The sequence below is a fragment of the Bradyrhizobium sp. ORS 375 genome, assembly GCF_000239775.1.
GTDB lineage: Bacteria > Pseudomonadota > Alphaproteobacteria > Rhizobiales > Xanthobacteraceae > Bradyrhizobium.
In genome coordinates this window covers 1-25,339 of the sequence record NZ_CAFI01000069.1, presented here as the reverse complement: position 1 = coordinate 25,339, position 25,339 = coordinate 1, and the positions used below count along the sequence as shown (strand labels likewise).

Sequence of the window (25,339 nt, the reverse complement as noted above, 5' to 3'; positions counted from 1 at the left end):
AACCCTTATATCGCGCTCTCCCCGGTGTACGGCTCTTTAGCCACCGTCATCGGCAGGATCGACATCACCCGCCAACTTCGCGCCAGCGTCGCGGCGCCAGGACCACACGACTTCGAGTCCGCCCGATGCCGTTCGTCCGCACGTCCGAGACGCGCGACGACCCCCGGCGGCCATCGCCTCCCCGCCTCACGTCTCGTGACGATCGCGATACGCCCCTCGTAGCGAAGCAGGATGGGGGCAGTAGAGCATGAATTCTGTAAAAGCGAAAGAGAAATATTGCCGCAGGGTGCGAATACCCGCCCGAAAAAGCGAGCCAAGCGATGGCGTCGGACCGCTCAGCTTTTCTCGCATCATCAAGTGCGGTGGCCTGTATCATCAGCTTGCCGAGGTGGATCGTCGACCATGGCAGCCCCGCCAGCTCGCCGGCGAATACGGCTGCTCCGAGCGTGGGGAAGAGAGCTTCGAAGTTGGAGAACTGCCCGTAGAAGGGATCCTCGTTGCAGACTCGGATGCAGTCCGGTCCTGCGAAGCGCCAGACGACTCGGTGAATGCCGACCATCCCGCTGCCGATGCGGCTTTCAAACCGAAATGTCTGCGCATCTCGTCCTCCATCAACGTGAGCCCGACTCACGCCGAGCGTTCTCCCTCGATCCGATCCGAGCACGTACCTGCGGCTCAAGCACGAGGCCTTGCGGGTTTACCCACAAGCCAGAGATGAAGCTCGCCCGGAACATTGCGGACCGGAGATTTAATCTCGTCCACGAGTTTGGCTGGCACACGAACAGGAACAGCACGGTTGCAGCGCACAAAGCATCCGTATCATGTTGACTCCCCATCGCGTCTCACTTCAGGGGGTGCAGTCCAGCAATGTCACAGTACTTCGGATGGACGTCGCAGGAATCGCATCATTGTCGTTTGAATTGCCACCGCTCGATCGCGAATGGTTTAGGAGCCGACATACCGTCAATTGTCAGAACGAGCGCTCGCGCTCCACACTCTCCATCTGGCGCGGAAAGTGTGAACCGCACACGTGGTTGCGTATACCTCTGCGCAACCAAGGCCTCCCACATTTTTGGGCTAAAGGCGCGCAAAACTCAAATTCGATCAATGCTGACATCTTTACCCACCACTCGAATCCTAGCTTCATTAAAGTCTGCCCCGAATTGAGCCACCCAAATCGCACCAAGATGAAAACTAAGCTGTTTGATTAGTTGATATGCAACAGATCCAACCACGATCCGCTCATCTGGTGGAAGTGGATCTTCCTCAACCAACCACTTGCCGTCTGATTTCATGAGGTTTTCGTAAAGTTGAGGCGCACCACATTTCTGATCACCCGCATTGGCGGCCTCGTTATAGAAACAACCCAAAACGAGCAGGATAGTAAGCCTCAGATTCCCGATGGCGCGTAAGCTCATTTTCAGCTCCCAGAACCAGATTGAGGTGAAGTCCAGCACTGTTACCCGAATGGACACCGCAGCAATCGCATCATTTTCGCTTGAACCGCCACCGCTCGTCCGCGAATGGCTTGGAAGCCCTCGTGCTGTCAATTGTCAGCACGAGCGCTCGCGCTCCGCACCCGCCATCTGGCGCGGAAAGTATGAACCGCACACGCCGCTGCGCGTACCTCTGCGTCATCAACCCTGTCCACCTTTCGGGACCGAGCGGAATCTGGAATCTGATTCGATCGAGGCTGAGATCGTTCCCCACCACTCGAATCCTGGCCGGCGTGAGCTCTTCTCCGAATGCAGCCGCCAAGATCGCGCCACCTTCAACAGCAAGCCGTTGAACGGGCTGAAATGCAACGTACCCCACCATTATTCTTTCTTTCGGTGGGAGTGGATCTGCCTCAACCTCCCATTCGCTGTCGGATTTCATCAGGTTTGCGTAAAGTTGAGGCGCGCTACATTTCTGCTCGTCTGCCTGGGTGGCCTCGCTATGGAGACCAGCCAAAACGAGTAGGATAACAAGCTCGACATGGCCAACAGCGCGTGAACTCATCTTAGCTGCCCAAAACAAGAATTCTTTCGCCTACTACTATCCGGAGCCCGGCTCTTGGATGCTCCCGCTGCAGAGGTCGATGTACGCCGCAGCCCCCGGCTGCGATTACTACGGCAGCCCGTACAGATCGAGCATTCCGTGACGCGGCGCCATCCCAGGGGCGAACACGAAGGGATCCGTGAAGTCGAGGCGGACGCGTCCCTGTCCCGGCTGTTCGACATGCACCTGTCCTTCGAATGCACGCGAGCCGAGGCGCTCGTACAGGGGCACGTGGCGCGGCTCGCAGAACAGCAGGCCGAAATCGACCTCATGCGTGTCGCGCATCTCTGTCGTGGCACCGCGCATAGGTTCGCCGGCCAGGCCTTGCCCGCGGCAATCGGCCCGCACCGCAACGCCGCCGACGCGCCGCAGATCCAGACCGGCTGCGAATCGAGCGCGCGCCGCGCTAGGCACACGTTCTGGAGAAGCAAAAAAGAAGCTTCCGCGGGCTATGTTTCCTTGCACCAGCGATAGGACGAACTCTATTGCTCTCTCGGAGCACGCCTGTCTGGCCCCGGATCGGCTGCGCGATCCGCCCCTGGCGGAAGCACACTGGCCAGCCATCCCCTGAACCGGTCGTTCAGCCCCTCGATGCTGTCTCCTGTTGCCAGAGCAACGCGTTCGATCACTCCCCTGGACGCACCATTGCCACTATAGTCCCGCACCGCCTTGTACGTATCGACCAGCTTTCCCGTTTCCTGAAGATAAAGCGCAAAATACCTGCACGCCGCTGCATACACGGCTTGATCCTTGGCGACGGACGGGTCCTCCAGCACGCTTGCGTTGTTGAGCACCAGACGATGTTGCGGAGCTATGATCTCGGATACGGTCGGCATCGCCTTCGCGTAGCGCGCGAGGATTGCTCCGCGCCAGTTCGGGAGACCCTTCACGCCCGATGCCGACATCACGGACTCTTCGTAGAGAGCCGCCACACCCTCGTCGAGCCACGGTGGAAGATCACCAAAATTCGACCGGACGACGAGGTGAAAGAGCTCATGATGCAACGAGCCGTAGCTCTTGCCCGGGATCACCGCAGCTATGGAAAAATCGTCTCTGAACGAATAGCCGATCACACCAAAGTCCAGGGACATGCCATGGTAGGAGGCGGCGAAGTCTCTGAGGCCTGATGTGTCCGGAAGCAGGTACACGAAGATGTAATTCTCGGGATATTTCATGCCGAACTGATCGACGAAGAAATCGAGATACCCTTCCAGACGCGTGTTCAATTGCGTGAGTTGTCGGCTGTCGTGCCTGGCGCCATCGATGATAACAAATCGCGAAAAGACATAGGAGGGCTGCTTGGGCGCGGCCAGTTTGGCGACATTGCGCGCATTCGACGCATCTCCTCGCTTCACGATCCTCCGGCTCCGCCCGGCTTGCGGGGCCACAGCCCGGACGGACACGTGCGCTCCCATCTGCTTGGCGATGTCCGTGTCGAGCCAATAGTATGTCTTGCCCGAATATCGTCCGCCAGCGGTGACGACCTGCCGGGCCTCCGGCAGTGGACCAACCTCTTCATTGCCGGCGGAACAGGACCTCGCAGCACCGTTGACTTGCTTCAGCCCTTCCGTCGTCAGCTGGCTGGCATATGCGTAAGCGACCCAGCTCAGGAATTTGGCTCCGCGGTCGCGGCGCTCCGGTATCCTGCAGGCCGCCGTGCCCAGCATGAAATCGGTTTCAAAAGATCGCCCATAGTCGGTGTCCCGACATTGGCTCAACGCCTCGTAGGCGACGTCGTAGTTTTTACGAGACCATTCCGCTGCCCCCCGCACGCACTGCTCGCTGATCGTCTGGGCCGCGGCGCCATCGGTCAGACCAATGATTGTCAGGGCAATGACGAGACGAAACAAGGCGATCATGGCGTGCCCCCCTTTGCAGGATCCGACTCGGTCTTCTCCGCCTCCCGACCTGCGGACAAGCCCTTCGGGCGCATCAACGTGGACGGATCGGGGAGATCTCGCGGTCGAGCGGAGTTCGAGACGTAAGTCCCGACGTCGTGGATCTCGATATCGAACCGCGACAGCAGCGTGATGCTCATCAAGACCGATCCCAGCACCGCCAATACGATCCCAGGGGACGACGTCACCAGAGCGACCTTGATCCCTTCGCTCTCATGTCGCAGCTCGCTCGGGGACTCCTGCATCTTTCCGAGAATGAATGCCGCGCCGACGATGGCCAGGACCATGCCGGTGGTGAAGCCGAGCAATCGCGTCCACGCCCGGGCGAGAATCGTGGCGGCGCCCTGACCGTATCTGTGCTGGATCGTCTCCTGCTCGAGATAGACGAGGCTCTTCCATTGAATGTACTCGAACCGCCCAGCGGCAACCCTGCCCTCGCCTGCTTTCTCGAATTGATCGAAGATTCGAGAGAGGTCGACCTTCTCGGCACTGACCCGTCTCTTCAGGTCGGCAAACTCGTACACGCTCTGCCAGGCAAAGAAGATCGCCGAGCCCGCCAGAGCGATGATCATGACGGGCAATAGCAGCCGCTGCCACTCTGCGACGGACGACTTCACGGCAGACCTCAAACAAACAGGAGAGGCGCAATGTCAGGTAGAGTTGCAGACTTTGAATAGGAAAGCAATTCCGCCGGCTCTTAGCGGCATTTCTTGCAAGGTACGGATCGGCTGACCGCATGGCCCGAGCGATCTCGCCGGTGTGGTGCTCAAATCAGCCTGTGCGAGAAGCACATATGATGGCTCTGCGCATGACAGACGCTCGTTGTGGGCCGAGAGCTGTTGATGGCCGAACCACCACCAACACCGCCCCTACTCCACGCTCGCCAGCACGATCTCGCGCAAGATCCGCGTCGGCGGCAGGCTCTGGTCGTCGCGCTCGTAGTTGCCTGCGGTGACGGCGATGATCAGTTGCAGGGCCGGGATGATGAACAGGCGCTGGCCGCCTTCGCCCTGCGCCATCCACATCCGCTCCAGCCGTCCGACGGCCCAGCCCTTCGGCTTGCCGAAGCCGACGTCGATCAGAAACCATTGATAGCCGTAGCGGCGCAGCTCGTCGGCGCTGACCGCCGGCGTCGTGCAGCGGGTGATCCAGTCGGCGGGCACGATCTGCCGGCCGGCCCAGCGGCCACCGTCCAGCATCAGCGCGCCGATCCGCGCGAAGTCACGCAGCGACATGCGGGCGCCCGAGGCGGCGAAGGGCTCGCCGTCGGATCCGGTCGCCCATTGGGTGGGGCCCATCCCGAGCGGATCGAACAAATAGGCGCGGGCGAAATCATGCAGCGGCTTGCCCGATCCCGTCGCGATCAGTCGGGCCAGCAGCGCCGTCGCGCCGCCGCAATAGGTCCAGTGCGCGCCCGGCGTGTCGACGATCGCGCGCTCCAGGATGTAGCGGTAGCGATCGGGGGCATCGTCCATCGCAATCTCGCTGTTGCGCGGATCGCTGTAGGGAAGGCTGCTCTCGTCCCAGTCCGTGCCCATCGTCATCGTGAGCACATGCTGGATGGTGAGTTGTGATCGCTCCGGACTCGCAAGGTCGGCATAATCCGGGAAAGAGGCGAGCAGCGGCTGCTCGGGCGCCGGCACCCTGCCCTGCGCCAGCGCAATCCCGTACAGCAGCGCGACGATGCTCTTGGAGCAGGAGCGCAGATCGTGCGGCGTCTCCGCCGTGAACGCGACGGTGCCGAGGTCGCCGACACCGCGCGCGCGATCCCGGCCTTCGAAATAACGCTCGATCACGAGCCGGCCCTGCCGGAGCACGATCAGACCATGGACATTCCAGATACGCCGCTCGGCAACCGCCTGATCGAGGCGCCGCGCCACACCGGCGGCGAAGGCATCACCGTCTGCGGCTGGGAGAAAGTCCCACGTCTGCTGTGCGGCAGCAGCCGCAATCTGCGACGACATCGCGAGGCCTCCCAGCCCTGACAGGATCTGACGACGGTTGGGCACGACCGAAAAACCTCGCATGACCCGGACGAACGTCCCTTCCTAGCAGACCAAAGCCGCTGCGGAAGCGCTCATTTGGAGTCCGGCCGATGTCCAGCAAACAATTGCGACGGTTGCGCCGGAATCGCGGCGAGCCGAAACAAGATCCCGGCTCCTGGTTTCCCTCTGCGGAGCGCGATATCCTGGGCGCGATCGGCACCGGAGCAGTGAACGTCATGACGACCCGCCCGAACGTCATCCAGCAAGAATTGTGGTCATGCCTTCGGCGCGAGGCTCGGCAGGCGGCCACGCGTGATCCCGTGTTCGGCCGGTCACTGGCGGCTGCGGTCCTCGACCATGCCGATCTCGGCAGCGTGGTCGCGCAGCAGATCGGCGGCCGCCTCGGCCGGAGCAGCGCCGAGCAGGCGCAGTTTGCCGCTGTCGCGCGGGAGGCGCATCACGCCGCGCCTGATCTCGTCGACGCCGCGTATCGCGACCTCGACGCGATTGCCGCGCACGATCCGGCGGCCACCGCGCTGCTGCCGCCGCTGCTGAACTACAAGGGATACGTCGCGCTGCAGGCGCACCGGGTCGCGCATTGGCTCTGGACGAACGAAAGGACGGATCTCGCGCTGCGGCTCCAGGCGGAGTCCTCGACATCCCTCCAGGTGAGCATCCATCCCTCGGCGCGGATCGGAACGTCGGTGTTTCTCGATCACGCCACCGGCATCGTCATCGGGGCGTTCGCCGTGGTCGGCGACGACGTCACCGTGCTGCAGAACGTGACGATCGGACGCCGCGACGCACTGCCCGGACGTGCGCCGCGGATCGGGCGCGGCGTGCTGCTGTCGTCAGGGGCCACGCTGCTCGGCGATGTCCAGGTCGGCGACTTCGCCAGGATCGGGGCCGGAGCGATGGTCACGAGCGACGTTCCGGCCGGCTGCACGGCCGTGGGCACGCCCGCCCGGCTGACGAACTGCCCAGAGCAGCCGACGTCCGCCGGCGTGTGACGACCGGAGCGGCACGAACGTCAGGACGGCGGAAGCGGAGCAGCTCGTGTGCACCGCACGCTCGCTGGCAGGCGCGGTGATCGGCCGGAGCGATCGGACGCCGCCATCGGCCGGCCGTCCTTATGCGCCACGAGGCCATGGAACCAAAAGTGTCCTGGTCCGTTATGTATCATCACCGCCGTCCATCAGTGACGGTGACAGAGAGACGATCGTGCTCCCCCTGCCTGTGCAGCGAAACTTGGCACGTCGCGCTCCGGTCCTCCCCATCCCGCCTCAAGTCGATGGTCTTGACCTCCGCCATCGCGAGCACGTCCATGCATCACATGGCACTTCTGATCCGCAGGCTGCGGAGCGGCACCGAGCTTGACGACCTTGACATTGCGGCCATCCGGGCGCTCCCCGTTCAATTGAGGAGCGTCGCCCCCGAAACTCCCATTGCGCTGGAGAACGACCATCCGAAGGGCTGCAGCCTCATCGTAAGCGGTTTCGCCTACCGCTCCAAACTCACCGAGACCGGCAAACGTCAGATCCTGTCGTTTCATATTCCCGGAGACATTCCCGATCTGCAAAGCCTGCTCCTCAAGACCATGGACTACGATCTCGTCACGATCTCAAGGGCGACGCTGGGCTTCATCACTCATGCGGACATCTCCCATCTGATCGACTCGCGCTCCGCCGTGGCCCGCGCGCTTTGGCGTGAGACCATGATCGATTCGGCCGTCTTCAGAGCATGGATCCTCAACCTCGGGGTCCGCTCGGCATCGGCGCGGCTCGCTCATCTGCTGGCAGAACTGCGGCAGCGCCTGGCGGAGGTGGGTCTGGTCGACGACAACGAGTATCAATTCCCGCTGACACAGTCCGCGCTGGCCGATGCGCTCGGCCTGAGCACCGTGCACGTGAACCGCGTGCTCCAGGAATTTCGAAGCCAGCGGGTCCTGGACATCCGTAAGAACCTTGTCACCCTGTTCGACGTTAAGAAGGTTGTCGCTGCCGGCGGGTTTGATCCTGCGTATCTCCACGGCTCGCGTCCGGCGACGCCCTGATGGATGTTGACGCGATGCGCTTCTATGTGACTTCAGCCGGAGAGCAGCCCGAGGACGGCGTCGAGTTTGACGACGTCGAGGCCGTCCTGCGAGAGACCGCGGAGACGGCGCTCGCGATCGCACGAGATCGGCTCCACCCCCTCGGTCACCAATGTCAGCCTCGATGTGAGTTCCGATCACGGCCGGATTGGACAAGTCACGGTGTCGGTGTTGATCGAGCGCTTCTGATCGAGCCCGTACCGAGGCGACCACGCGCGACGATGAACGGCCCGCGACGCAAGACTCCGGACCGCGCGGCGCCGGCGCTTTCAAGCCTCGGTTTGGCCTACGTGACGATGGCCACCGGGTTCCCCAGGGCTGGGCCCGGGGCGGAACCCCCTCCGGGTCGCCGCGGTCGATTCCCGTCGTGTAACGAATTGTGTTTCGGAGCTGATCCGCCGATTGATCTCATCAGTTTTGGGATCGTGATGTCGGACGTGTCGAACAACAACAGCAATACACGTGGGGGCCGGAGCGATCTGCCACCTTGCCGCAGTTGCGGTCACCCGGCTGCGGCGGTGCGCAGCATCCTGAACCCGCGAACGGGCAAAGCCGAGCGGATGTTCAACTGTTCCGCATGCGGAACCTTCAACTGGATGGAACCGAACCGTTGATGCGCCCCTGCGGCCGACCATCGGCGGGACACTCGGTCTCCGATGGAACCTCCCGCCTCTCCTCGCTGGCGAGAAGCTGTCGAAGGATCCTGCGCTTCTGTTCGTCGGTCTCAGCTTCGAGAAGCTGACGAAAACGGCGAATGTTCTCGTTCCGAATGTAGCGTTCCATGCGGTCGCCCTCTCGGCCTGATGGACGGGAGGATGCGAGGAACTGCTCGCGATTTCAACCTGTCAAAAGCGCCAGATCGCGCCGCGCTCTGCGCCGCCGTCACGGCGGGGGCCGACCCGGTCCATGATCGGCGGGCCTCGGCGCGATCCGCACCGGCGGCAGTCCCACGATCTCGAAGGTCGACGAGGCGATCTCGATGCCGTTGGCTTCGAGCTCGGCCAGGATCTCGCGGCTGATGCAGTCCTTGAGCCGACGCACCGACAGCGCGTCCGCAAGGAAGCGCAAGGTCAGCTCGATCCAATTGTCGGTCAGGCGGATGAAGACGACCGGCTCGACATCGGCGCTGCGGACGAAATAGCGCGCGTGCATGCGGGCGAGCGCCTCGGCGCCGAGCCGCGCCTGCGTCGCGGCGTGCCGGGATGCGGCGGCGAGCAGGATCTGCTCGGCCTTGGCGCGATCGGCCTTGTAGCCGATGGGAATGCGGATCTCCTCCCAGATGAAGGGGAAGTCGCGCGTGTAGTTGTAGATCGGCTCGTCGAAGATCTTGTCGTTGGTGACGGTGACGATGCGCCCGGTGAACTGGCGGCTGCGCACCCACACCGCGGGCTCCGCCGACTGCACGTCGGGCGGCTCGCCCATTTCCATGATCGTGGTCTGGATGAAGCCGAGCGCGATGACGTCGCCGCGCACGCCGCCCATGGTGATGCGGTCGCCGACCGAGAAGGTGCGGCCGCGCAGGATCACGAGATAGCCGGCGATCGAGGTGATCACTTTCTGCAGCGCGAACGCAAGCCCCGCGGTGATCAGCCCGGCGGCCGTCGTCAGCCGCGCCGGATCGTCGAACCACACCGACAGAATGCTGAGGATCAGCAGAATGGCGATCGACAGGCTGGAGGCCTGGTGACTCCAGAACGCGGCGCGCTCATGGTGACGCTGCAGGACAAACGAGATGGCGAAGGTGGCGACGCGGCGCAGCAGCAGCGCGGCGAACACCAGGATCACGGTCAGAATGAGCTTCTTGCCGTTCTCGGCATTGAGGCCGATCAGCGGGACACCAAACAGGTCCATGTCGTTCCGGTCCGCTCCTCAGACTGACATCTCGGAACAGGACAAGATCTGTCGCCAAGCCCGCGTTCCAACGCCTGCCCGGATGACGCCCGGAACGGCTCAGGAGCTCCCGAGGTTCGACAGCGAGAACGCGACCAGCAAGCCGAGCACAACGAGGCTGCCAGTGAGATTGCGGTCGCCTTTGACGGCCTCCGGAATCATCGTGTTCACCACCATTGTCAGCAGCGCGCCGGCGGCCACGGCGTTGACCGCGGCGACGAGTTGTGGCGGCGCCCCGCCGAAGGCTGCCGCGCCGATCGCGGAGGCCAGAGCGGACAGCACGGCGATCGCCGCCCACAGGCCGAAGATGTAGCTCCTGCTGCGGCCCGCGGCCTTCATGCCGAGCGCGCTGGACAGCCCCTCCGGCAGGTTGGACAGAAAGATCGCCGCCAGCATCGCCAGGCTGATGCCGTTGCCGGCGAGCAGCCCGAGGCCGAGCACGATGCTTTCGGGAATGCCGTCGAGCAGCGAGCCGATTGCGATGACGAGGCCGCCGCCCTGCGCGGCGCTCTGCTGCTCGCCATCGCCGGACTGCTTGCGATGGTGCGCGCCGTTGCGGGACACGAGCCAATCGGCCAGCGCATAGGCGATCGAGCCTGCGATCGCACCGCCGACGATCGGCCAGATGCCGCCCTCCTGGAAGCCGTCCTCGAGCAGATCATAGGCCACAGCCGAGATCAGCACGCCGCAGCCGAACGACATGATGCCCGCCGTCGCCCAGCGCGGCAGCTTGACCAGGTAAGCGAGCGCCGCGCCGACGAGGAGCGAGGATGCCCCGAGCAGGCCCCAGAGGCCCGCGGACAACCAGACCGGCATGAGATTTCCGCCTCGGATGCACGCAGATGACGCGAGGAAAACGGCGCGCGCCGTGAGGCGTTCCGAACGAGCTACTCCGCCGCGCGCCGAGGCCGCTACGCGCCCGAAAACAAGAGAGCCGCCCGAAGGCGGCTCTGATGATCTCGCTGCATTTTGTGGAGCTGCAGCGTCCGGATCGCGGAGTGATAGAGGTCAGGCCGCTGCGCTCGCAGCCATGGCGTTCACGCGCGGCTTGGCCTGCCGCAGGTGCACCTTCCAGGCCTCCAACGCCACGACGAACGAGGTGATCGCCCAGAACACCGGATACTCATAGCCGCCGGTGTTCCAGGTCCAGCCAAAACCCTTGACGACCTGCAGCGCATAGACGGCGAACAGCAGCAGCGCGGTGGCGCCGAGCGCGGCGAAGCGGGTGCAGATGCCGAGCACGAGCGCAATGCCGGCGGCGCATTCGGACGCGGCGGCGATCACGACCCAGACCTCCGATGGCTGGAAGCCGGCCTTGGCGAAGAACCCGGCGGTCGCCGCCGACACCGCGCCGCCGGCGAATTTTCCGGCGACGTGCGGAAACAGAAACAATCCGCAGATGATGCGAAGAATGTTCAGGCCATTCGATAGATCAAAATTCTCCGCCTTGATGCGGAAGTCGTCCTTGGTGAGCCACATGACTCATCTCCTTTCCGTTGGCCCACATGTCTCAGGAAGGAGAGCTGATGCCGTTGCGGCAAGTCAAAATCGTCCCGCGTTCCACGCAGGACTGATTTGCAGACGCGTCGTTAGTTGGCTGGCGGGCGCGGCAATGTCACGGTGAACGTTGTGCCGACGCCGACCTCGGATTGCAGCGTGATGCCGCCATGCATGCGTCCGACCAGCGACTTCACATGCGCAAGCCCGATGCCCTCGCCCGGCTGGTCGCGACGGCCGACGCGCTGAAACAGCTCGAACACCCGCGCCTGGTCCTCGGGCCGGATGCCCCGGCCGTTGTCGGCGACCTGAAAGACCACCTCGCTGCCGCGCGCCTTGCCCGAAATCGTGATGCGGCCCGGACGCTCGGGCTCGAGATATTTGACGGCATTGTCGAGCAGGTTGCCGAAGATCTGGCCGACCGCCAGCGGATCCGCGACCAGCCGCGGCAGCTGCTCGATGGTGATCACGGCGCCGGCCGTCTCGGTCTGATGACGGATGGAGTCCGCAAGCTTCTTGACGAGCGCCTCCATGTCCAGCGGCTCGGGATGCAGCGGCTGCTGGCCATGCCGCGACACCTTCAGAATGGCATTGATCAGCCCGTCCATCTTCTGCGTCGCCGCGCGGATGAACGACAGCGACTCGTCGAAATCGCGCTCGGCCTGTTCGCGCAGCGGATCGGTCTTCGACAGCTGTCCGGCTGCGAACATCTCGTCGCGCTGGCTCTGCAGCTCCTGGGCAAAGCCCATGATGTTGACCAGCGGCGCGCGCAGATCGTGGCTCACGACATGGGCGTAGCGCTTGATCTCCTCGTTGGCCACTTCCAGTCGCTCGTTGAGATCGCGCAGCCGCGCCTCGGCGGTCTTGCGCGCGGTGATGTCGATCGCGGTGCCGATCAGGCGCACGCAGTGGCCCGTGTCGTCGAACAGACCACGGCCCTTGGCGGCCACCCAGCGGACTGCGCCATCGTTCCTGCCGACCGTACGAAACTCGACGTCATAAAGCGCGCGCCGCGCGGGATCGGCAGCCGCCGCGAACGCCGCCGTCGTCGGCTCGCGATCGTCGGGATGCAGGCCTTCATAAAAATCAGTGATCGTGACCGGAACATCCGCAGCGACGCCGAACATCGCCCTGACGAGCGGCGGCCAGACCAGCACGTCGGTCGCGGGATCGTAGTCCCAGAATCCGACCTCGGCGACCTGGGTCGCCAGACGCAGCCGCTCCTCGGCCTCGCGCAGGGCGGTCTCGGCCGCGTGACGCGCGTTGACGTCGAGCAGGACGCCGGGGAAGCGCACCGGCTTGCCGTCACGCAGCTCGACGCGGCCGTTGGCCTCGATCCAGTGATAGCGGCCGTCTCGCCGGCGGACGCGATATTGATGCGCGTAGTCGCCGCCGCGCGCCAACGCGTCCTGGATCGCCGCCGCAAGCCCGGCCTGATCGTCCGGGTGCACGGTCATCGTGACCTGCTCGAGGCTGAGGCCTTCGCGCCCGAGCTCCGGATCGAGACCAAAATTGACGGCGAAATTGTCGTCGATGGTGAAGCGGTTGGCGGGGATGTCCCAGACCCAGGTGCCGATGATGGCGCCGGCGGCGAGCGCGAGCTGCACGCGCTCAGCATCGGCGCGGGCCTGCGTCTCACTGTCGCGCAACGCCTGCTCGGCCCGCATCTGTGCCGACACTTCGGTGTTCACTCCGAACCAGCGCCGGATGCGCCCCGACGCATCGCGCATCGGCTGGATACGGGTCAAGAACGGCCGGAAGACGCCGTCGGCCCCGCGCAGCGGAAACGTCATCTCGAACGGCTCGCCGGTTAAGATCGAGGCCTGCCAGCGCTCCATCACGGAAGGAAGCTGCTCGGGGTCATGGACCGATTGCCAGCCCCAGCCTTCCATCTGCGCAGGGGTGCTGCCGCAGTATTCGTGCCAGCGGCGATTGTACCAGACGATGTAGCCGTCGCCATTGGCGATCCAGCACAGGGTGGGAATGCCGTCCGCGAGCAGCCGGAAATCATGGTCGTCGAGAGTGCCCGGGGCAAGATCCGGGACCGCGTAGTCGACAGAGGTCTGCTTGCGCCAGAAGGTACGCCCGAACTCGCGACTGATCATCCATCCCCCTGGCAGGCAGCGACATTGCCGCCTCATCGCGCACCATCGCGTACAGGCGGGAGCGGACGCATCGACGTAACGGCGGCGGACGGGCAAAGTTCCCCGGCGAGGAACACAATTTTTGGCCCCTCGCTGGCGAGTCGCCTATTGTGGCCGTTCGGGCCTGACATGCGGTCGCACCCCGGCGCCTATCTGTCATTGGCTTGGATTACAACCGGCTTGAATTACAATTGGCTTGGATCACAAAGGTTCGCTTCGCATGGATACCCCGCTGTGGCGCTGGTCGGCCACGCAACTCGCTTCCGCCATCCGCACCAAGGAGATCACCAGCCGCGAGGCGGTGACGGCCTGTCTCGAGCGTATCGCCGCGATCAATCCGGAGCTCAACGCCGTGGTCTCAGTGCAGACCGAGGACGCGCTCGTGGCAGCCGACCTCGCCGACCGGATGGTCGCCGCGGGGACCACGCTCGGGCCGCTGCACGGCGTGCCGGTGACGACCAAGATCAATGTCGACCAGGCGGGGTTGCCGACCACCAACGGCATCGCAGCCTTCAAGGACAACATCGCCAAGGACGATGCCCCGGTCGTCGCCAATCTGCGCAAGGCCGGTGCCGTGCTGATCGGCCGCACCAACACGCCGGCGTTCTCGATGCGCTGGTTCACCGACAACGAGCTGCATGGCCGCACGCTCAACCCGTGGCGACCCGACCGCACGCCGGGCGGATCCAGCGGCGGCGCCGCGGTCGCGGCGGCCACCGGCATGTGCGCGATCGCGCATGGCAATGATGGCGGCGGCTCGATCCGCTACCCGGCCTATTGCACCGGCACCGTCGGCCTGCGCCCGTCGTTCGGCCGCGTGCCGGCGTTCAACGGCACCGCGCCTTCAGAGCGGCAGTTGTCGCTGCAGCTGATCTCGGTGCAGGGCGCGATCACGCGCAATGTCGAGGACGCCCGGCTGGCGCTGGCCGCGATGTCCGCGTCCGATCCGCGCGATCCCTGGCACGTGGCGATGCCGCTCGACGGCCCACGCATCGATCATCCTGGCGTGGCGGTCTGCCTCGATCCCGCCAGCGTCGGCATTGCGCCCGAGGTCGAGGCCGCCGTGCGTAAGGCCGCCGCGATCCTGCATCGCTCCGGCTACGAGGTGACCTGGCGCGATCCGCCGGATGTCGCCGCGGCCGCCAAGGCGTGGAATGATTTCGCGCAAGGCGAGGCGCGGGTGACGCTGGCGGCGCAGGTCGAGCAGCACGGCGATGCCCTGGCGCGGCGCGCCTTCGCACTGATGATGAACCGCACACCCGAGCTCGACGTGCCCGGGCTGATACGAGCGTCGTCGGCGCGCGCGACCTATCTGCGGCGCTGGCAGCTGTTCATGCAGGAGCATCCGCTGGTGCTCTGTCCCGTGGCGATGGAGACGGCGCTGCCCTACGGCGTCGACATCGAGAGCGACGCCAGCGTGGAGCGCCTCTATCGCTCGCACGTCTTCCTGTTCGCGACCGCTTACCTCAGCCTGCCGTCGATCAGCGTGCCGACCGGCGTCCACGACGGCATCCCGATCGGCGTGCAGATCGTGGGGCCCCGCTTCCGCGAGGATCTCGTGCTGGATGCGGCCGCCGTGATCGAGCACGCCGCTGCCGAGGCGGCACCGACATTGTCGTAAGCCTTCCCGTCCTTGGGCGCGCGGCACGGGTCGCGCGCTCAAGAGCTTCGCGCGCGGTCCAAGAAGGTCTCCCTCTTCGCCGCGTCGATGGCGGCGGCCAGCTCGTCGATCCGATAGGGCTTCGACAGGATGCGAACACCGGCCTCCCTTGCGGCATGAACCGCCGCGCCTGAATAGCCGCTGGTGAGCAGGATCGGCATGTCGACCCGGCGCCGCTGGATTTCGCGCGCGAGCTCGACCCCGTTCATGCCGCCGGGCATCATGATGTCGGAGAACACGAGATCGACCGGGCGTCCGTCGGCAAGCGCGCCGAGCGCGGCCGCGGCGCTGGAGGCGCGGGTCACGTCATAGCCGAGCTGGCGCAGCATCTCGCTCACCAGCGCGGCAACCTCGTCGTCATCCTCGACCAGGAGAATGCGGCCTTCGTCTTGATGGCGCGATCGCGGTCGCTGCAGGTCGACGAGGTGCGGCTGGACCCCGGTAGCGGCATGCTCGGACCTCGGCAAATAGAGCGCGATCGTCGAGCCACGGCCGAGTGCGGAGTCGATGGAGACAGTGCCCCGCGACTGCTTGACGAAGCCATACACCTGGGCGAGCCCGAGACCCGAGCCCTTGCCGATGTCCTTGGTGGTGAAGAACGGCTCGAACACGCGTGCGCGGACCTCCTCCGTCATGCCCGTCCCGGAATCGACCACCGACAGCCGGACGTAGTCGCCGGCGACCTCATCGTCGCGCCAGTTCGGCAGGTTCTCGCCGCGCACTACGATCGTGCCGCCGCTCGGCATCGCATCACGCGCATTGACGGCGAGATTGAGCACCACGAGCTCGAGCTCGCCGGGATCGACCTCGACCGGCCAGAGGTCATCGGGAAACTCGAACTGCACGTGCACGTCGCCGCGCAGGCTGCGGTCGAGCAGCTCGCGCATGCCGCCGATCTGACGGGCAATGTCCACCGGCTCGGGCCGCAGCTCCTGCCTTCGAGAGAAGGCAAGCAGCTGGCGGGTCAGGCTGGCGCCGCGCTGCGCGGCCTGAATCATGCCGTCCATCAGGCGGCGACGCCGCGCCGGATCGGCCTGACGGTCGAGCATGTCGAGTCCACCGGAGATCACCATCAGAAGATTGTTGAAGTCATGCGCCACGCCGCCGGTCAGCCGGCCAATCGCTTCGATCTTCTGCGCTTGGCGCAAAGTCTCCTCGACACGCGCGCGCTCGGCCATCTCCAGCCGAAGATGCTCGTTGGACTCCGCGAGCGCGCGCGTGCGCTCGACCACCAGCCGCTCGAGCTCCTGCGCAGCCTGCTCGCGCGCATGGATCAGGGCGCGGATTTCATATTGACGGCGCCGCGCCCGCATCGCCGATTGCACCGCGCTCATCAGCGTGATCGGCTGGATCGGCCGCTCGAGCAAGGAGACGTTACGCAAGGCGCGCACGAGGTTACGCCGCCAGGCGACGACCGAGGGCTGGTCGCGGTGGCTCGTCAGCACGATGAACGGCAGGTCGGACCAGGCGGGCTGCCGCTCGACCCATTGCGTGAGCGGGGCCGCGTCCCTCCCGAACAGTCCCTCCTCCGCGACCACGACCGCCCCGACGCCCGCGCCGAGCTCGCAGACCAGCTCTGTCAGGCTGGAACAGACCCGGGTGTCGAGCCGGGCGCTCCGCAACAGCTCGGCCGAGGCCGGTCCGTCGCGCCCGATCGGCGTAAACAGGAGAACACGCTGATCCCCCTCAGTGCTCATCTCGGATGTCCAGGTCAGGGATGACGGCGCCGGAGAAGCGCGGATTGCCGAGGAAGATTCCGCTGAAGTCGGTCAGCGGTGGACCCAGAGTGATGCCGTCGCTGCCTAAGCGAAACTCGCGGATCGTATGCTCGTGAGGCCCGCTGCGCTTCTTCACCACCGACAGCGCCCGGCGCACCGTGCCCGCGACCTCGAAATAGCGCAGCATCAGCACCGCGTCGCTGAGATAGCTGATGTCCAGCGGCGTATCCATCGGCCCGACCAGGCCGTGCTGCGCGAGCACGAGGATGGTCAACACGCCCTGCTGGCCGAGATAGCTCAGCAGCTCGTGCATCTGCAGGACCAGGAAGCGCTCGTCCGGCATCGCGTTGAGATAGCCATTCAGGCTGTCGATGATCATGACCCGCGCATTGTCGCGCTCGACGCTGCGCCGCACGATGGCGCCGAATTCACCAGGCGACATCTCGGCGGGGTCGATCTGCTGAAAGCGGATCAGCCCGGAGTCGAGGTGCCGTTCGAGCGGCAGGCCGAGCGTTCGCGCCCGCGCCTCCACTGTGCCGCGGCCCTCGTCGAAGGCAAAGAACACGGCATGCTCGCCGCGCTCGGCTGCCGCAATCGCGTAGCTCAGGGCAACCGAGGATTTGCCCACGCCCGCCGACCCGAGCAGGAGGGCATTGGTCCCGCGCTCGAGGCCGCCGCCCAGCAGCTGATCGAGCTCGGCGTTGCCGCTTGGCGTTAATTCGCCCTGGAACGATCGATGATGCTCCGATGCGATCAGCCGCGGAAAGATGCGCAATCCGCCTTCGTTGATCGTGAAATCGTGAAAGCCGCCGCGAAATGCGATGCCGCGCATCTTGATCACGCGCAGGCGGCGGCGCTCGGCGCCATACGCGATCGCAAGCTGCTCCAGCATCACGACACCATGCGCCACCGAATGCAGTTGCAGATCATCCTGCGAGGACGAGAGGTCATCGAGCAGGATGACCGTGCAGTTGCGCTTGGCGAAGAAGTGCTTCAAGGCGAGCACCTGACGGCGATAGCGCAGCGGGCTCTGCGCCAGCAGCCTGAGTTCCGAGAGGCTGTCGATCACGACGCGCGAGGGATCGATGCGTTCGACCTCCTTGAACATCAGGCCGGTGGTCTCGCTGAGTTCGACCTCGGCCGGATGAAACACGGTGAGCTCCCGCTCCGGATCGAGCGTCGTCTCCGGCGGCACCAGCTCGAACACGTCGACGCCGGCCAGCGACCAGCCGTGCCTTCCGGCAACGACCTCGAGCTCACGCTTGGTTTCGGACAAAGTGATGTAGAGCACCCGCTCGCCGAGGCTCCTGCCCTTCAAAAGGAACTGCAGCGCGATGGTTGTCTTGCCGGTCCCGGGCCGGCCCTCATAGAGATAAAGGCGGTTGGCGTCGAGCCCACCGCCGAGGATGTCGTCGAGGCCGTCGCTTCCGGTGGATATGCGGGAGAGATCCTCGCGCTCGCGAGTGCCGCCAGCAAGCCCCTCCGTCATGCAAAGCTCCGTGGTGAATATGGACGAGATCGCAATGGTCAGCGCGCCGGCAGGCCGTGAGGCCCGCCACCGCGCGACGAGATGATAAGGAACACGATTCAACCCGCTCCGGTTCCCCAGGTACCCGAGCAAGAGCCCGCTGGGATGGAGGAGCCGGGAACCCCGACGGCAGCAACGATCGCGGGCAGCGTCAGGTCGACCGTCCGACCGTATCGGCCATCGTGGCTCCGCGCGTGCCGAGCGGCCTCTCATGGCCGGTCGTGGTGTCGCGCATCGTCTGGTGCTCGAGTTCGGCGTCGAGCTCGGCACCGATGAGAATCACGATCGCGGAGATCCAGATCCAGGTCATGAAGCCGATCGCAGCGCCGAGCGAGCCGTAGGTGGCGTTGAAGCTGCCGAAGTTCGCCGCATACCAGGAGAACAGCGCCGAGCCTCCGAGCCAGAGCGCCGCCGCGAGCGCGCTGCCCCAGCTGATCCAGCGCCATTTCGGCTCCTCGCGATCCGGACCATAGCGATAGATCAGCGCCAGCCCGAGCGAGACGCAGATGAAGATCGCGGGCCAGCGGCCAATGCGCAGCAGCAGATCGGCGGCGTCCGACAAACCGACATATTGCAGCACCACCGGCACCACGACGATCGCCGCGATGGCGAGCAGGGCAAACAGGATGGCGCCCGCGGTGAACGTCAGCGAGATCGCATTGAGCTTGAAGAAGCCGCGCCGCTCCGGCTCGCGATAGACGACGTTCAACGTGTCGAACAGCGACTTCATGGCTGCGTTGGCGCTCCACAGCGAGATCGCGAGGCTGACCAGAAAGGTGACGCCGAGCGCCTGGCTGCCTTTGGACGACACCCGCGTGAGCTGGTCGCGCGCGATGTCGATCGCGCCGCCGGGCATGAGGCCTTGCAACTGCTCGAGATGGACGGTGATCTTGGCAGGATCCGAGAACAGACCGTAGATCGCGACCAGAGCGGCGAGCGCCGGGAAGATTGCCAGCAGCGTATAGAACGTCATGCCTGCGGCGAGCGCGACGATCCTGTGCTCGGTGACGTTCTCATACACGCGGTACAGAACGTCCTTCCAGCCTTTCGCAGGAATCTCCGACGGCGAGTCGGCGAGCCTGCCATGGCCGTCGTCGGACACGTTGCGCCGCTGCTGCCGGCCGTCCTGCTCCGGCCGCTGGTCGAAATACTGGATCAGGAACGCAAGTCCGAGCAGCGCGAGCATGCCCCCGGTCCCGGGCCCGCGCATGCGGCGCGGCCCGAGCAGGCCGATCACGTCCTGAGATTCACCATCCGACTTCCTGGATCGACCGAACATTGCGAGCATCCGTCTTTGTCGGGTGAAGCAACCGGAGGACTCAGGGAATGTTCCGGGCTTCCCGGCCTGTTAGCGACGCGCGCCGGACAAATCGACCAGGGACAAATGAACGCGGCGACGTGGCGCCGACACAACAGTTAATGTGGCGTGCGAGGAACGCCCCCGTGCAGCCCCGCGTTGCAACGGCACCTTTCAACGCAAGGATAAACGTATGCGCCGCCTGCTATTTGCTTCGCTGTCCGCCTCTGCCGTCCTCGCCGCCTTTGCCGCGATCTCGCCTGCCTCCGCGGCACAGGATCGCTTCTGCCTGCAGGGCAGGATGTGGGGCTATCCCGGCAATTGCCAATTCGCAACCTATCAGCAATGCCAGGCCGCCGCTTCCGGCACCGACGCCGGCTGCGGCATCAACCCGGCCTACGCCTATGCGCGCCAGCGCGGCTACTATCCCCGCTATTGACATCGCCGTGCGGGACATTCCGAAACCGCGCTCGCGATCAATGCCCGCGCGGCCATGATATGAGGATGGCGGCCGTCGTCGCGACCGCCGCCGTCCTGAAGCTTCAGGACCGCGTCGGTCTGCATTCACGCTGGTCCACCGAGACCCCCTTCTCTGTCGATACGGGCGTCAGCTACATGCTGCATCGCCGCGCATGTCCCTCCGCCGCCGCCGCCGGGCGCGCGGAACATTGCGCGTTGCCGCCGCTTATACGGCCACGCGTTTTGAACCGGAGGAGGAAACCATGGACGGACTGATTTATCTGGTGGGCTTGATCGTGGTGATCATGGCCATCCTGTCGTTCTTCGGCCTGCGCTGAGACGACGCCGATGGCCATGGAAACTGCGCCGGTCGCCACGTCGCCCATCGGGCGCGTCGCTGCCGATAGCTGGACGCTGCAATGGACCCCGGTCATTGCAGGCGCCCTCACCGCCGCAGCCGTCTCCTCGATCCTCATCAGCTTCGCGATGACGGTCGGGCTCGGCGTCAGCTCGACGGCGCCGACCTGGCGCGATGCGTCGGTCGCGCTCTGGCTGTTGTCGGGGCTTTACCTCATGCTGCAGGCGCTCGTGAGCTTTGGCTGCGGCGGCTATATCGCGGGGCGTGTCCGCGCGCCCTACGGGCCTGCCGAAAGTGACGAGACCGAGAAGCGCGACGGCCTGCATGGCGTCGCCGCCTGGGCGCTCGCGGTCGTGCTGGGCACGGTGCTGGCGGCCATGGTCGCCTCCGCGGCCAGCCGGCCGAATCCGCTCGGCGCGCCGCCGGCGGCCAACGAGCCTTCGGTGCTGAGCTACGAGCTCGATCATCTGTTCCGCGCCGCGCGGCGACCACCCAGCCCCGAGCTTGCGCCGGCGCGCAGCGAGGCAGGCCGGATCCTGCTGACGGCGTCGAGCCACAGCGGCGTCAGCACGGACGATCGCAACTACCTCGTGCAGCTCGTCAACGCCACGACGGGGTTGACCGGTCCCGACGCCGAGCGCCGGGTCGACACCACCATCGCCAATGCCAAGACGGCGCTGTCCCGGAGCCGCGCGAGCACGACCATCCTCGCCTTCTCGATCGCGACCGCGCTGCTGCTCGGCGCGGTCGCCGCCTGGATGGGTGCCGAGAGCGGCGGTCGTCACCGCGACGGCAAGCCGGTCTCGGGCTGGATGCTGCACGCCAACCGCTTCAGCCGGCGGCGCGACATGTGGCGGCGCCCGATGTCGATGCCGGAATAGACTATAGCACACAAGCAAGAACGGCCCGGTCGACGACCGGGCCGTTTGCTTTTCGGATGCTCGCGCTCGCCTTCAAGCGGCAGGTCTCAAGCGAGATGCCGCCGCATCAGACGAGCGTCGGCGCCATAGCTCATCAGCTTATGGTCGGCGGGCTCACCGACGACCGCAAACCCCTGCTTGGCCCAGAACGGCGCGGAGCCGTTGACGGCCACCAGCGACACTGACGGCAGGCCCAGCTTGCGCGCGTGCGCGACCAGCATGGTCACGATCCCAACTGCAGCGCCGCTGCCGCGGGCCTCCGGCAGCAACGCCAGATCGTGAATGTAATAGGTCGACGCGGCCTCGGGGATGCTGCCGATCAGAACGTTCAGCGCCGGCGGCGGGCCGAGATGCCAGGGATGGCTGATGACGTAGCCCACGACGGCGGCAGCCGCGAGGATGCGGCAGCCTTCGGAATGCAGTCGCAGCCGCTCGGCGAACACCGAAGTGTCTTCCGGATAGTCAGGATGGACGCGGGCGGCAATCGCATCAACCGCGGCGAGATCGCTGGAGGTCATCGCGCGCCAGTGCAGACCATCCGTGGCACGCACATCGATCATCTTGTGAAGGACCGTCCGGCTGAGCTCACTTGGCGGGCGTCACTTGGCGAGCGCCAGCCAGCGCTCGCTGGCGGAGACCGCGGCCGGCCACAACGCTTCGGTGGGCTGCCCCCGGTGCAGCGCCTTGCCGACCTCGCAGATCGACATGAACGCCGACGAGCGCGCCTCCTCGGTTTCGAACGGCTGCTCCGCGCTCGGGCTGCGCACCAGCCCCATCAGCCCGTTCAGAATCTGCAACGCCGCATCGGGAGCAGCCGCCTGCGCCGATCGCAACGCCGCCACCACCTGCTCGGCCTTTTCCGTCTCCGTCACTGCAGCCTCTCGCTCGCGTCAACGGCAGCCAAGGTAGCAAGACGGATGGCGCCGCGCAACGCGGTGCGGCGGGCCGCGCCGACCGGACGCGAAGACGCCGCGGCGCATCAAATGAGACGCGGCGAGCGGAAATTTAGGAACGGACGCAGCCGCGGTCGTTTGTACGTCGCGGCAAGGCTGAGCGGCCCTGACAGGCGGAGATCGGTAACTCATGTTAGTTCGAGCCCCACGCGCCGCGCTTCTGGGTGTCCTCCTGAGCGCTTCCGCATTGTGTCCCGCCGCCGCGCAGACAGCCCCAGCCCCACCCTCGAGCGATCTCGAGCGACGCATGCAGGACCCGGCGCAATGGCCGATGCCGGCGCGCGACTACGCCAACACCCGCTACAGCCCGCTCGACCAGATCAACACCGGCAATGCGGGACAGTTGCAGCTCGCGTGGACATTTTCGATCGGCGCCGACCGCGGCCAGGAGGCGGCGCCGATCATCGTGGATGGGATCATGTACGTGGTCGGTCCCTATGACGGTCCCTACCCGAACCGCGTGTTCGCGCTGGATGCGACGACGGGCGATCTGAAATGGTCCTATGCGCCGAAGCCCGAGCCGGCGGCAAAAGGCGTCGCCTGCTGCGACGTCGTCAATCGCGGCCTCGCCTTCGACAATGGCAAGGTCTTCCTCAACACCCTCGACGACAACACCGTCGCGATCGATGCCAAGACCGGCAAGGAGATCTGGCACACCAAGCTCGGCGAGATCAACAAAGGCGAGACCATCACCATGGCGCCGGTGGTCGCCAAGGGCAAGGTGATCGTCGGCAACAGCGGCGGCGAGCTCGGCGTGCGCGGCTGGGTCACCGCGCTCGACGAGAACACCGGCGCGATCGCCTGGCGCGCCTACGCGACGGGGCCCGACAAGGATGTGCTGATTGGCGACGACTTCAAGCCGTTCTACGACAGCTTCAAGGGCAAGGATCTCGGCGTCACCAGCTGGCCGGCGGATCGCTGGCGCACCGGCGGCGGCACGATGTGGGGCTGGGTGTCGTTCGATCCCGCGCTCAACATGATCTTCTTCGGTACGGCCAATCCGTCGCCGTGGAACGCCAACCAGCGCAAGGGCGACAATCTCTGGAGCTCCACGATCTTCGGCCGCGACATCGATAGCGGCCACGCCAAATGGGCCTATCAGGTCAGTCCCCACGATCTGTTCGATCATGACGAGATCAACGAGAACGTGCTGGTCGATCTCGACATCGACGGCAAGACGCGCAAGGCGCTGATCCATCCCGGCCGCAACGGCTACATGTATGTGATGGACCGCACCACCGGCGAGGTGATCTCGGCCGACGCCTATGAGTTCATCAACGCCTACAAGGGCGTCGATCTCAAGACCGGCCGCATCATTCCGAACGACGAGAAGACGCCGGTGCTCGGCAAGACCGTCGAGAACATCTGCCCGAGCGCCCCTGGCGCCAAGGACTGGCAGCCCACGGCGTGGTCACCGCGGACGAAACTGCTCTACGTGCCGCACCAGCATCTGTGCATGAGCTTCAGGGCAAGTGAGGTCGGCTACATCGCCGGCACACCATTCGTCGGCGCCGACGTCGACATGTACGCCGGCCCCGGCGGCTATCGCGGCGAGTTCATGGCGTGGGATCCGGTCGCGCGCAAGAAGGTATGGGAGATTCACGAGAAGCTGCCGGTGTGGGCGGGCACGCTGGTGACCGCCGGCGACGTCACCTTCTACGGCACCATGGACCGGATGTTCAAAGCGGTGAACGCGAAAACGGGCGAGGTGCTCTGGCAATTCCGCGCCGGCTCCGGCTTCATCGGCCAGCCGGTGACCTATCGCGGCAGCGACGGCCAGCAATATGTCGCGATCCTCTCCGGCGTCGGCGGCTGGCCCGGCGTCGTCGCCAATGCCGAGGTCGACCCGCGCGTGCGCAACGGCGCGCTCGGCTTCACCGGCGCGACGCAGGATCTGCCGTTCTACACGGCCGGCGGCAGCGAGCTCCTGGTGTTCAAGCTCGGCAACGCCACGCAGCATGCCACTCAGCAAGCACCGGCCCAGACCACGCCGCCTGCCGGTGGAGCGGATCAGGACAAGACCGATGCGCCGGCTCGCTGACATCACCCTGCTCGCGGCGCTCGGCATCGCCCTCCCCGCTCATGCCGAGGAGCCGGTGTATGCACCGTCGCTGCGCGTCTGCGCCGATCCGAACAACCTGCCGTTCTCGAACCAGGCCGGCGAGGGTTTTGAGAACAAGCTTGCGCAGATGGTGGCGAGGACGCTCGGCTGGAGCGTGACCTATACGTGGTGGGCGCAGCGGCGCGGCTTCGTGCGCCAGACGCTGAAAGCCGGCCTGTGCGACGTCGTCATGGGCGTGCCCGCGCATTACGACCTCGTCGAAACGACCAAGCCCTATTACCGCTCGAGCTACGTCTTCATCTCGCGCGCGGAGCGACGTCTCGATCTCTCCTCGCTCGACGATCCACGCCTGCATGCGCTGAGCATCGGCGTGCACCTGATCGGCGATGACGGCAACAACCCGCCGCCCGCACATGCGCTGGGTCAGGAAGGGATCATCGACAATGTCAGGGGCTATCCGATCTACGGCGACTATCGCCAGCCCAATCCGCCAGCGCGGCTGATCGACGCGGTGAGCGCTGGCGAGATCGATGTCGCCGCGGCCTGGGGCCCGCTGGCCGGCTATTTCGCGAAGCAATCATCCGTGCCGCTCGCGGTGACGCCGATCGACGACGACGGCCGCTTCGCGCCGCTGCGCTTCCGGTTCGCCATCGCCATGGGTGTACGCAAAGGCGATGACGTGCTGCGCGACCGGCTCAACGGCTTCATCGACGACAACAAGGCCGCAATCACGGCGCTGCTGGCGAGCTACGGCGTGCCGCTGGTCGGGTCGGCGCAGACGGCGTCAGGAGGACATTGAGATGCGCTCTGCTGCTGTGCTCTCGGCCGCTGCCGTCCT

The 25,339-nt window shown here is 65.4% G+C and carries 24 protein-coding genes; 9 read left to right on the top strand and 15 right to left on the bottom strand.

What is annotated here, in order from left to right:
- Positions 1–247 precede the first annotated feature (247 nt).
- Positions 248–718 (top strand): hypothetical protein, encoded by a 471-nt coding sequence (locus BRAO375_RS37235; RefSeq protein ID WP_139031320.1) that lies wholly within the window; start codon positions 248–250, stop codon positions 716–718.
- A 376-nt stretch (positions 719–1,094) separates the two neighbouring features.
- Here BRAO375_RS37235 and BRAO375_RS37230 read toward each other — a convergent pair whose 3' ends face one another.
- From BRAO375_RS37230 to BRAO375_RS06330, 5 genes are all read right to left on the bottom strand, one after another.
- The gene (locus BRAO375_RS37230) at positions 1,095–1,550 is read right to left on the bottom strand and encodes a hypothetical protein (RefSeq protein WP_009026637.1); all 456 of its coding nucleotides are present in this window, start codon (positions 1,548–1,550) and stop codon (positions 1,095–1,097) included.
- A gap of 559 nt (positions 1,551–2,109) precedes the next feature.
- Entirely contained in the window at positions 2,110–2,325 is a 216-nt protein-coding gene (locus BRAO375_RS06345) for a hypothetical protein (protein ID WP_175345299.1), read from the bottom strand.
- A gap of 197 nt (positions 2,326–2,522) precedes the next feature.
- Entirely contained in the window at positions 2,523–3,899 is a 1,377-nt protein-coding gene (locus tag BRAO375_RS06340) for a hypothetical protein (protein ID WP_009026635.1), read from the bottom strand.
- Positions 3,896–4,555, bottom strand: coding sequence for a hypothetical protein (locus BRAO375_RS06335; RefSeq protein ID WP_009026634.1), 660 nt, complete (start codon positions 4,553–4,555; stop codon positions 3,896–3,898). Before BRAO375_RS06335 ends, BRAO375_RS06340 begins: the two co-directional genes overlap by 4 nt.
- 252 nt (positions 4,556–4,807) lie before the next feature.
- A complete protein-coding gene (locus BRAO375_RS06330; RefSeq protein WP_009026633.1) occupies positions 4,808–5,902 on the bottom strand; it encodes a serine hydrolase domain-containing protein in 1,095 nt (364 codons plus the stop codon).
- A gap of 257 nt (positions 5,903–6,159) precedes the next feature.
- Here BRAO375_RS06330 and BRAO375_RS06325 point away from each other — a divergent pair, with 257 nt between their 5' ends.
- Together BRAO375_RS06325 and BRAO375_RS06320 are read left to right on the top strand one after the other, a co-directional pair.
- Positions 6,160–6,933, top strand: coding sequence for a serine acetyltransferase domain-containing protein (locus BRAO375_RS06325; protein ID WP_035639233.1), 774 nt, complete (start codon positions 6,160–6,162; stop codon positions 6,931–6,933).
- A gap of 323 nt (positions 6,934–7,256) precedes the next feature.
- Complete coding sequence (locus BRAO375_RS06320) at positions 7,257–7,976, top strand: Crp/Fnr family transcriptional regulator (protein ID WP_244423123.1); 720 nt, start codon at positions 7,257–7,259, stop codon at positions 7,974–7,976.
- 627 nt (positions 7,977–8,603) lie between these two features.
- Here BRAO375_RS06320 and BRAO375_RS36080 read toward each other — a convergent pair.
- The 5 genes from BRAO375_RS36080 to BRAO375_RS06300 form a co-directional block, all read right to left on the bottom strand.
- Positions 8,604–8,798 (bottom strand): hypothetical protein, encoded by a 195-nt coding sequence (locus BRAO375_RS36080; RefSeq protein WP_083842438.1) that lies wholly within the window; start codon positions 8,796–8,798, stop codon positions 8,604–8,606.
- Between the two features lie 99 nt (positions 8,799–8,897).
- Positions 8,898–9,866, bottom strand: a complete 969-nt coding sequence (locus BRAO375_RS06315; RefSeq protein ID WP_009026630.1) for a mechanosensitive ion channel family protein — start codon at positions 9,864–9,866, stop codon at positions 8,898–8,900.
- 99 nt (positions 9,867–9,965) lie between these two features.
- The gene (locus tag BRAO375_RS06310) at positions 9,966–10,721 is read right to left on the bottom strand and encodes a ZIP family metal transporter (protein ID WP_009026629.1); all 756 of its coding nucleotides are present in this window, start codon (positions 10,719–10,721) and stop codon (positions 9,966–9,968) included.
- A gap of 192 nt (positions 10,722–10,913) precedes the next feature.
- Positions 10,914–11,384: a DoxX family protein gene (locus BRAO375_RS06305; RefSeq protein ID WP_009026628.1), complete on the bottom strand. Its 471-nt coding sequence runs from the start codon at positions 11,382–11,384 to the stop codon at positions 10,914–10,916.
- A gap of 110 nt (positions 11,385–11,494) precedes the next feature.
- A complete protein-coding gene (locus tag BRAO375_RS06300) occupies positions 11,495–13,507 on the bottom strand; it encodes a PAS domain-containing protein (protein WP_009026627.1) in 2,013 nt (670 codons plus the stop codon).
- Between the two features lie 259 nt (positions 13,508–13,766).
- On the opposite strand from BRAO375_RS06300, the gene BRAO375_RS06295 reads away from it, so the two are divergent.
- Entirely contained in the window at positions 13,767–15,167 is a 1,401-nt protein-coding gene (locus tag BRAO375_RS06295; RefSeq protein ID WP_009026626.1) for an amidase family protein, read from the top strand.
- Between the two features lie 38 nt (positions 15,168–15,205).
- Here the strand turns inward: BRAO375_RS06295 and BRAO375_RS06290 are convergent, their stop codons facing one another.
- From BRAO375_RS06290 to BRAO375_RS06280, 3 genes are all read right to left on the bottom strand, one after another.
- Positions 15,206–16,903, bottom strand: a complete 1,698-nt coding sequence (locus BRAO375_RS06290) for a response regulator (RefSeq protein ID WP_009026625.1) — start codon at positions 16,901–16,903, stop codon at positions 15,206–15,208.
- Positions 16,893–18,413, bottom strand: coding sequence for an ATPase domain-containing protein (locus tag BRAO375_RS06285; RefSeq protein ID WP_009026624.1), 1,521 nt, complete (start codon positions 18,411–18,413; stop codon positions 16,893–16,895). The genes BRAO375_RS06290 and BRAO375_RS06285 overlap by 11 nt, the downstream gene beginning before the upstream one ends.
- A 190-nt stretch (positions 18,414–18,603) precedes the next feature.
- Complete coding sequence (locus BRAO375_RS06280; RefSeq protein WP_009026623.1) at positions 18,604–19,662, bottom strand: YihY/virulence factor BrkB family protein; 1,059 nt, start codon at positions 19,660–19,662, stop codon at positions 18,604–18,606.
- Positions 19,663–19,942: 280 nt separating this feature from the next.
- Between BRAO375_RS06280 and BRAO375_RS06275 the strand changes: the two genes are divergently transcribed.
- From BRAO375_RS06275 to BRAO375_RS06270, 3 genes are all read left to right on the top strand, one after another.
- Positions 19,943–20,188 carry a DUF3551 domain-containing protein gene (locus BRAO375_RS06275; protein ID WP_009026622.1) on the top strand — a complete coding sequence of 82 codons (246 nt, stop codon included), beginning with the start codon at positions 19,943–19,945 and terminating at the stop codon, positions 20,186–20,188.
- Positions 20,189–20,381: 193 nt separating this feature from the next.
- A complete protein-coding gene (locus BRAO375_RS37880; protein ID WP_175345298.1) occupies positions 20,382–20,546 on the top strand; it encodes a hypothetical protein in 165 nt (54 codons plus the stop codon).
- A gap of 10 nt (positions 20,547–20,556) precedes the next feature.
- A complete protein-coding gene (locus BRAO375_RS06270) occupies positions 20,557–21,447 on the top strand; it encodes a hypothetical protein (protein WP_009026619.1) in 891 nt (296 codons plus the stop codon).
- An 86-nt stretch (positions 21,448–21,533) separates the two neighbouring features.
- Here BRAO375_RS06270 and BRAO375_RS06265 read toward each other — a convergent pair whose 3' ends face one another.
- Both BRAO375_RS06265 and BRAO375_RS06260 read right to left on the bottom strand, forming a co-directional pair.
- On the bottom strand, positions 21,534–22,046 hold the full coding sequence (locus BRAO375_RS06265; RefSeq protein WP_009026618.1) for a GNAT family N-acetyltransferase: 513 nt from the start codon (positions 22,044–22,046) through the stop codon (positions 21,534–21,536).
- 39 nt (positions 22,047–22,085) lie between these two features.
- Positions 22,086–22,358 (bottom strand): hypothetical protein, encoded by a 273-nt coding sequence (locus BRAO375_RS06260; RefSeq protein ID WP_009026617.1) that lies wholly within the window; start codon positions 22,356–22,358, stop codon positions 22,086–22,088.
- Positions 22,359–22,569: 211 nt separating this feature from the next.
- Between BRAO375_RS06260 and BRAO375_RS06255 the strand changes: the two genes are divergently transcribed.
- Entirely contained in the window at positions 22,570–24,480 is a 1,911-nt protein-coding gene (locus tag BRAO375_RS06255; RefSeq protein ID WP_035639225.1) for a PQQ-dependent dehydrogenase, methanol/ethanol family, read from the top strand.
- Positions 24,464–25,300, top strand: coding sequence for a substrate-binding domain-containing protein (locus BRAO375_RS06250; RefSeq protein ID WP_009026615.1), 837 nt, complete (start codon positions 24,464–24,466; stop codon positions 25,298–25,300). Before BRAO375_RS06255 ends, BRAO375_RS06250 begins: the two co-directional genes overlap by 17 nt.
- The last annotated feature ends 39 nt before the right edge of the window (positions 25,301–25,339 follow it).

What these genes read in the sequence shown, in the direction of transcription:
- BRAO375_RS06290 (WP_009026625.1), bottom strand. Translation starts at nt 16,903, where the DNA reads ATGAGCACTGAGGGGGATCAGCGTGTTCTCCTGTTTACGCCGATCGGG.
- BRAO375_RS06325 (WP_035639233.1), top strand. Translation starts at nt 6,160, where the DNA reads ATGACGACCCGCCCGAACGTCATCCAGCAAGAATTGTGGTCATGCCTT.
- BRAO375_RS36080 (WP_083842438.1), bottom strand. Translation starts at nt 8,798, where the DNA reads ATGGAACGCTACATTCGGAACGAGAACATTCGCCGTTTTCGTCAGCTT.
- BRAO375_RS06305 (WP_009026628.1), bottom strand. Translation starts at nt 11,384, where the DNA reads ATGTGGCTCACCAAGGACGACTTCCGCATCAAGGCGGAGAATTTTGAT.
- BRAO375_RS06270 (WP_009026619.1), top strand. Translation starts at nt 20,557, where the DNA reads ATGGCCATGGAAACTGCGCCGGTCGCCACGTCGCCCATCGGGCGCGTC.
- BRAO375_RS06285 (WP_009026624.1), bottom strand. Translation starts at nt 18,413, where the DNA reads ATGACGGAGGGGCTTGCTGGCGGCACTCGCGAGCGCGAGGATCTCTCC.
- BRAO375_RS06250 (WP_009026615.1), top strand. Translation starts at nt 24,464, where the DNA reads ATGCGCCGGCTCGCTGACATCACCCTGCTCGCGGCGCTCGGCATCGCC.
- BRAO375_RS06315 (WP_009026630.1), bottom strand. Translation starts at nt 9,866, where the DNA reads ATGGACCTGTTTGGTGTCCCGCTGATCGGCCTCAATGCCGAGAACGGC.
- BRAO375_RS06345 (WP_175345299.1), bottom strand. Translation starts at nt 2,325, where the DNA reads ATGCGCGACACGCATGAGGTCGATTTCGGCCTGCTGTTCTGCGAGCCG.
- BRAO375_RS06330 (WP_009026633.1), bottom strand. Translation starts at nt 5,902, where the DNA reads ATGTCGTCGCAGATTGCGGCTGCTGCCGCACAGCAGACGTGGGACTTT.
- BRAO375_RS37880 (WP_175345298.1), top strand. Translation starts at nt 20,382, where the DNA reads ATGTCCCTCCGCCGCCGCCGCCGGGCGCGCGGAACATTGCGCGTTGCC.
- BRAO375_RS06320 (WP_244423123.1), top strand. Translation starts at nt 7,257, where the DNA reads ATGGCACTTCTGATCCGCAGGCTGCGGAGCGGCACCGAGCTTGACGAC.
- BRAO375_RS06300 (WP_009026627.1), bottom strand. Translation starts at nt 13,507, where the DNA reads ATGATCAGTCGCGAGTTCGGGCGTACCTTCTGGCGCAAGCAGACCTCT.
- BRAO375_RS06310 (WP_009026629.1), bottom strand. Translation starts at nt 10,721, where the DNA reads ATGCCGGTCTGGTTGTCCGCGGGCCTCTGGGGCCTGCTCGGGGCATCC.
- BRAO375_RS06275 (WP_009026622.1), top strand. Translation starts at nt 19,943, where the DNA reads ATGCGCCGCCTGCTATTTGCTTCGCTGTCCGCCTCTGCCGTCCTCGCC.
- BRAO375_RS06265 (WP_009026618.1), bottom strand. Translation starts at nt 22,046, where the DNA reads ATGATCGATGTGCGTGCCACGGATGGTCTGCACTGGCGCGCGATGACC.
- BRAO375_RS37235 (WP_139031320.1), top strand. Translation starts at nt 248, where the DNA reads ATGAATTCTGTAAAAGCGAAAGAGAAATATTGCCGCAGGGTGCGAATA.
- BRAO375_RS06295 (WP_009026626.1), top strand. Translation starts at nt 13,767, where the DNA reads ATGGATACCCCGCTGTGGCGCTGGTCGGCCACGCAACTCGCTTCCGCC.
- BRAO375_RS06340 (WP_009026635.1), bottom strand. Translation starts at nt 3,899, where the DNA reads ATGATCGCCTTGTTTCGTCTCGTCATTGCCCTGACAATCATTGGTCTG.
- BRAO375_RS06255 (WP_035639225.1), top strand. Translation starts at nt 22,570, where the DNA reads ATGTTAGTTCGAGCCCCACGCGCCGCGCTTCTGGGTGTCCTCCTGAGC.
- BRAO375_RS06280 (WP_009026623.1), bottom strand. Translation starts at nt 19,662, where the DNA reads ATGCGCGGGCCCGGGACCGGGGGCATGCTCGCGCTGCTCGGACTTGCG.